The organism is Frankia sp. CcMO1 (genome assembly GCF_977945845.1).
Genome location: NZ_CDWTMG010000260.1, coordinates 1 through 6,479, shown reverse-complemented (window position 1 = coordinate 6,479; position 6,479 = coordinate 1). Strand labels below are relative to the sequence as shown.

The window sequence follows — 6,479 nt, the reverse complement described above, 5'->3', positions numbered from 1 at the left end:
GCCGGTATTGGGGCTCTTCGCGGTTCGCCGGACGGCGTATTTGGCCGCTGACCTTCTATGATGCCTGGTGGTGGCTGGTGTAGCCGTGGGTCGGGGTAGAGAACGAGGCCGCCGCCCGCGAGGCGCTGCCACCCGCGGCGCTGGCCGTCGGCCCGTTCCACGTCGTCCATCTGGCCAACAGGGCCGTCAGCGACGTCCGCCGCCGCGTCACCTACGCCCGCCCCACCCGGCTACTCCCAGTCACCACCAACCCAGCAGCAACCGTAATCGGCTAACTACAGATTCCGGCCAACCACGAGGAGTCAGTATTGTTATGAGAATGTCACGTAGGTCGTCAGGGAGAGGGCCGGCAGGGAGAGGGCCGGCGGCGGTGTGGGCGCGGTCGGTCAGATCGTGGCCCTGCCGGTGGTCGGGAGAGCCAACCGCCAATGGAATGGAGTCGCCTATGAGGCGCTCTCACCTCGCCTACTTTGCGTCCTACAACGATCGGAACGCTGATGGCGTCGATGCCGCCCGAGCTGGGTAAGGGCCGGCGGCACGTGGTGCTGGTGATCTGCTGCTCGAGCCTGTTCATTGTCGCGCTGGACGCGACGATCCTCAACGTCGCCCTGCCGTCGATCAGGAACGACCTCCATGCCGCCGACTCCGGGCTGCAGCGGACGATTGACGCCTACGGCCTGGTGCTGGCAAGCCTGCTGCTCTTCTCCGGCTCGATGGGCGACCGGTTCGGGCGCAGGCGCGTGTTCCAGACCGGGCTGACGCTGTTCTCCTTCGGGTCGCTGCTATGTAGCCTGGCACCTGGGCTTGGCTGGTTGATCGCGTTCCGGATGATCCAGGCGGTCGGCGGGTCGATGCTCAACCCGGTCGCGCTGGCGATCATCACCAACACCTTCATCGAGCCCCGGGAGCGGGTGCGCGCGATCGGCATGTGGGGCGGGGTGATCGGCCTGAGCATGGCACTGGGACCGGTTCTCGGCGGCCTGCTGGTCGACACGGTCGGCTGGCGGTCGATCTTCTGGATCAACGTGCCGATCGGCATCGTCGCGATGGTGCTCACCGGCCGGTACGTGCCCGAGTCGAGGGCGCCGCGGGCCCGGCGGTTCGACCCGGCGGGCCAGGCGCTCGTCGCCGTCACCCTCGGCACCCTCGCTTACGCAATCATCGAGGCGCCGGCCGCCGGCTGGGCGGCCCCCCGGACGATCGTCATGTTCATCGTCGCCGCCCTTGCCCTGACCGGGCTCGTCGTGTGCGAGACGCGGCGCCAGGACGCCCTGCTGGATGTGCGGTTCTTCCGCAGCGATCCGTTTGCCGGTGCCACCGTCATCGCGCTCTGCGCCTTCGCGGCGTTAGGCGGCTTCCTCTTCCTGAACACGCTCTATCTGCAGGTCGTGCGCGGCTACTCGGCACTGCACGCCGGCCTGCTGACGCTACCGATGGCGGCCCTCGCGGCGGTGACGCCGCCGATTTCCGGCCGGCTCGTGGCCAGCCACGGGCCGCGGCCGTCGTTGATCACCGCCGGGATGGCGTTGCAGGCCAGCGGCGTCCTGCTATCCCTCCTGGGGACGCAGACCAGCCTGGCGCCGGTCATCTGCGCCTACGTACTCTTCGGCGTCGGGTTTGGGATGGTCAACGCACCGACCACGAATATCGCGGTGTCCGGGATGCCGGTCGCCCAAGCCGGCGTCGCGGCAGCGGTCTCCGGTACCAGCCGGCAGATCGGCATGGCGCTCGGCGTCGCGATCTTCGGCTCGGTAGCCGCGCATCACGTTGCGGGCCGTCCTGGCGTGACGACCATCGACCCGACCAGCGCGCCCGCCTGGTGGATCATGGTTGGCTGTGGGCTCGCCATCGCCGTGCTTGACGTGCTCACCACCGGCCGGTGGGCGCGCGGCACGGCGGCCCGCACCGCGGTGCTCTTCACCCCCCAGCCAGCGATGCCGGAGGCCGAGGCGGTCGCGAGTGTCTCCGGCGGAGCGGGGCCGCCCTGACCGAGCGCGGTCCCAGCGGGGGGACGCGCGCAGGTGCGCGCGGGCACGTGACCAGCAAAGGCCAAACCACAGGTCAATCGGCTCTGTTGCATGCGGCCAAGGCGGGACCTGCGTGCTGGTACTTGGGCATGATCAGGTGATGGTTCGAGGTGCGGTCGCTCCGCCGCTGCCGGTGTCGGAGTTCGCGAGGTTCCGGTTCCCTCCCGGGGTGATCGTGCTGGCGGTCCGCCCGGAGATCGGTGTCGGCGCCTTGACTCGATGCGGCTGATCTTCTGCTGGCCTCGGTCATGGCGTCAGCGGTCTCTTCCTGAGCCTTGGCGTGCGACCGGTCAGGTCTGGGAAATCACCTGGTACCCCTCCGCACCGGCACACCGGACCGGCCTTCGGCTATGTGCTGGACGGCGAGATGGTGTTCGAGCTCGAAGGTGAGCCGGCGCGTGCCGTCCGGGCCGGCGATCCGTTCTGGGAGCCGGGTGGCGACGTCATCCACTACCAGGACGGCAACAACCGCGACGACATCCCCGTGCGCTTCACCGTCACCATGTTCTGCGAACCGGGCAAACCGATGCTTTCGCTCGTGGACGAGGAGGAGCTCGTCCGGCGTAAGAACCGCCGAGCCTCGCGCACAAACTGACCGTGAGCTCAGCTAGACCGCCCCGTCGTACCCACATACTCGGACATTTCACCTCCGCGAAACCGGAAGGCCAAGAAGATGAAGATCGCTGTCATCGGTGGGACCGGGCTCATCGGATCGAAGGTGGTCCGGATCCTGAACGCGAGCGGGCACGAGGCAGTGCCGCACTCGCCGTCCACCGGCGTGGACCTGCTGCGCGGGCAGGGCCTGCCCGAGGCGATGGAGGGGGCCGATGTCGTCGTCAACCTGACGAACTCGCCGACCTTCGACGACGCCTCGCCCGCGTTCTTCCAGACGACCATGGACAACCTGCTCACAGCCGCCAAGGCCGCCGGCGTCAGCCACGCCGTCATCCTCTCGATCGTGGGCGCCGACCAGGTGCCGGGCCTGGTCTACTATCGCGCCAAGGTGCTGCAGGAGAACATCCTCAAGGCCGGCCCCGTGCCGTACTCGATCGTCCGCGCCACGCAGTTCTTCGAGTTCATCGACGCGGCGCTGTCTTGGACCACCGACGAGAACACCGTCCGCCTGCCCGCCACGCGCGTCCAACCCATCGCCGCGGTCGACGTCGCCCAGGCCGTGGCCGACGTCAGCGTGGGCACCCCGCTGCAGGGCACCCGCAACGTCGCCGGCCCCGAGGTCTTCGCGCTCGACGAACTTGGCAAGATCACCCTCGCCGCCCACGGTGACCATCGCACCGTCGTCACCGACAACAGCGCCGGCATATTCGCCGCGGCCTCGGGCGACGCCCTCATCGCCAAGGACGGCGCCGCCATCGCCAGGACCACCTACCGGGGGTGGCTCGCGCGCTGACTCGGCCAGGGTCCGCGCGACATCCGTCGCGCGGACCCCGTCAGGAATCCTCGTAGATTCAATGATGTGCCCGACCTCGACGGCGTCCTGGCGGCGGTGGGCCCGCGGCTACGCGCGCTGCGCCACCGGCGCGGGGTGACGCTGCCGCAGCTGTCCCAGGCCACCGGGATCTCGGTCAGCACCTTGTCCCGCCTGGAGTCCGGCCAGCGCCGGCTCACCCTGGAACTGCTGCTGCCGCTGGCACGCCCCCACCAGGTGCCGCTGGACGAGCTGGTCGGCACGCCAACCGCCGACCCGCGCATCCACCCCCGCCCGATCGAACGCAACGGCATGACGCTCATCCCGCTCACCCGCCGACCCGGCGAGCTGCAGGCCTACAAAATGACCATCCCGGCGCACTGGCCCGCCCGCGAACCGCAACGGCAGGCCCACGAGGGCTACGAATGGTTCTACGTCCTGTCCGGACGGCTGCGCCTGCAGCTCGGCGAGCACGACATCGTTCCCACCCCCCGGCGAGGTCGCGGAGTTCCCACGCCTTCAGCAACCCCACCCCGCGGCCCGCCGAAGCCCTCAGCCTGTTCGGCCCCCAGGGCGAACGCCTGCACGTCCGCGCCCACCCGGCAACAACAAGTGAGAGCAGCCGGTAGCAAGGGAATGGAAACGACGCCAGCGGTAAGAAAGCCCCACCGACAGACCCGCGAGAACGGCCAACGAATAATGGTGGGCCTGCCTGGCGCAGGACGTTCTGCGCCCGGTCCGGGTGCCGGAGTTCCTCCGAATGTGGGACGTCAGGCCGTGCCGCGGCAACCGGTGCGCGGATAACGTGACTAGCGCCGGCAGCGGCAACACCATCGGGAGCGGAATGTGACACTTGTGCACGATAGACCGGCCGGGCACACGGGCCCGCCGGCGGGCGAGCTCCCGCCCGGGGTTGTGAAAACCCTGGCGCAGTACCTGCGGACGACGTCGCACAAGGACATCGCCCTGCTGTACTTCATGACCTCGCTGGTATTCTTCGCGTTCGCTGGAATTCTGGCGATGCTCATCCGGGCCGAGCTCACCCAGCCGGGTCTGCAGTACCTGTCGAACGAGCAGTACAATCAGGTTTTCACGATGCACGGCACGCTGATGCTGCTGATGTTCGCGACGCCGATCGCGTTTGCGTTCGCGAACTACCTGATCCCGCTGCAGATCGGCTCGCCTGACGTGGCCTTTCCACGGCTGAACGCGTTGTCGTTCTGGCTGTTCCTGTTCGGCAGCCTGACGGTCACCGCGGGCTTCCTTACGCCGAACGGCGCCGCCTCCTTCGGCTGGTTCGCCTATACGCCGCTGTCGAACGCCGCCTACTCGCCGGGCGTCGGCAGTGACCTGTGGGTGCTGGGTCTGACCGTCTCCGGTCTGGGTACCATCCTGGGCGCGGTCAACTTCATCACGACGATCCTTTGCCTGCGGGCGCCCGGTATGACGATGTTCCGGCTGCCGATCTTCTGCTGGAACCTGCTGGTGACCTCGATCCTGGTGCTGGTCGCCTTCCCGGTGCTCGCGGCCGCGCTACTCGCCCTGGAGTTCGACCGCCGGTTCGGCGCGCACATCTTCGACCCGGGTAACGGCGGCGCCGTCCTCTGGCAACACCTGTTCTGGTTCTTCGGGCATCCCGAGGTGTACATCATCGCCCTGCCCTTCTTCGGGATCATCACGGAGATCATCCCGGTGTTCTCCCGCAAGCCGTTGTTCGGCTACAAGGGACTGGTCTACGCGACCATCGGCATCGGGGCGCTGGCGATCGCTGTGTGGGCGCATCACATGTACGTCACCGGCGCGGCGCTGCTGCCGTTCTTCGCTTTCCTGACGTTCCTGATCGCGGTGCCCACCGGGGTCAAGTTCTTCAACTGGATCGGCACGATGTGGCGCGGACAGCTCACCTTCGAGGCGCCGATGTTGTTCGCCGTCGGCTTTCTGGTGACGTTCCTGTTCGGTGGTCTAACCGGTGTTCTGCTGGCCAGCCCGCCGATCGACTTCCACGTCTCGGACAGCTACTTCGTCGTCGGCCACTTCCACTACGTCGTCGCCGGCCTGTTGTTCGCCGGCTTCGGCGGGGTGTACTTTTGGTTCCCGAAGGTCACCGGCCGGATGTTGAACGAGCGGCTCGCGAAGGTGCACTTCTGGACGATGTTCTTCGGCTTCCACCTGACCTTCCTGGTGGATCACTGGCTCGGTGTCAAGGGCCTGCCGCGCAGATACGCCGACTACGGCCCGGACGACGGCTTCACCACGCTGAACACCATCGCCACCGCTGGCAGCTCCCTGCTTGCGCTGTCGACCCTGCCGCTGCTGTACAACCTGTGGTGGTCGTACCGGAAGGGTCGGGTCGTGACAGTGGACGACCCGTGGGGCTTCGGCAACTCGCTGGAATGGGCGACGTCCTGCCCACCACCGCGGCACAACTTCACCTCGCTGCCGCGGATCCGCTCCGAGCGGCCCGCCTTCGACCTGCACTACCCGCAGGCGGCCGGCGCGGTCGACTACCATGCCACCCCCGAGTTCACCCCGACCCGCGACACCCCGGAGCTGAATACCTGAGAACGCGGCTCACGTTGGCGGCTGAACCGGAACCGCCCCGGGCTGTTAAGAGCCCGGGGCGGTTCAGCCCTGACAGGCCCGGCCCTCATGGGTGGGTGCGGTTCACGGCGCTGCTGGCCGATGCGGCCCGCCGTGAGGTAGGCCCACCGAGGTCGAGACCGCGCTCGCCGACCGGTCGGGCGATCGGCGTCCTGGGCGGGATGGGCGAGTCTGGGCGGGATGGGCGAGACCGCGCGGGGCTACGACTGACGGTTGTAATCTCGGCTAGCTCGTGTTGATTCCATGAGGGTCACCAACCCGCCTGACTCGCATGTACTGGAAGGTGACTGGGTGATGCGCCGCCCTGTACAGCCGGTATCGCTCATAGATGCGGTGGTCGAAAATCTTCGCGCCGAGCTGTTCAGTGGCAATATCGGCAGCAACCAGGCGCTGACCGAAGTAGGCGTCGCCACCCAGTACGATAT

General features: G+C 67.8%; 5 protein-coding genes and 2 pseudogenes. All 7 read left to right on the top strand.

What is annotated here, in order from left to right; translation table 11 throughout:
• Positions 1–119: 119 nt before the first annotated feature.
• Positions 120–275: pseudogene (locus AC08OU_RS21250) on the top strand (transposase); the annotation flags it as partial.
• A gap of 222 nt (positions 276–497) precedes the next feature.
• Positions 498–1,988 (top strand): MFS transporter, encoded by a 1,491-nt coding sequence (locus AC08OU_RS21245; protein WP_476601884.1) that lies wholly within the window; start codon positions 498–500, stop codon positions 1,986–1,988.
• A gap of 319 nt (positions 1,989–2,307) precedes the next feature.
• Positions 2,308–2,622, top strand: coding sequence for a cupin domain-containing protein (locus AC08OU_RS21240; RefSeq protein ID WP_476601885.1), 315 nt, complete (start codon positions 2,308–2,310; stop codon positions 2,620–2,622).
• Between the two features lie 78 nt (positions 2,623–2,700).
• Positions 2,701–3,435 carry an SDR family oxidoreductase gene (locus AC08OU_RS21235; RefSeq protein WP_476601886.1) on the top strand — a complete coding sequence of 245 codons (735 nt, stop codon included), beginning with the start codon at positions 2,701–2,703 and terminating at the stop codon, positions 3,433–3,435.
• Positions 3,436–3,501: 66 nt separating this feature from the next.
• Positions 3,502–4,257, top strand: coding sequence for a helix-turn-helix domain-containing protein (locus tag AC08OU_RS21230; RefSeq protein WP_476601887.1), 756 nt, complete (start codon positions 3,502–3,504; stop codon positions 4,255–4,257).
• 42 nt (positions 4,258–4,299) lie between these two features.
• Positions 4,300–6,015, top strand: coding sequence for an aa3-type cytochrome oxidase subunit I (gene ctaD / locus AC08OU_RS21225; protein ID WP_462187685.1), 1,716 nt, complete (start codon positions 4,300–4,302; stop codon positions 6,013–6,015).
• Between the two features lie 282 nt (positions 6,016–6,297).
• Positions 6,298–6,479: pseudogene (locus tag AC08OU_RS21220) on the top strand (hypothetical protein); the annotation flags it as partial.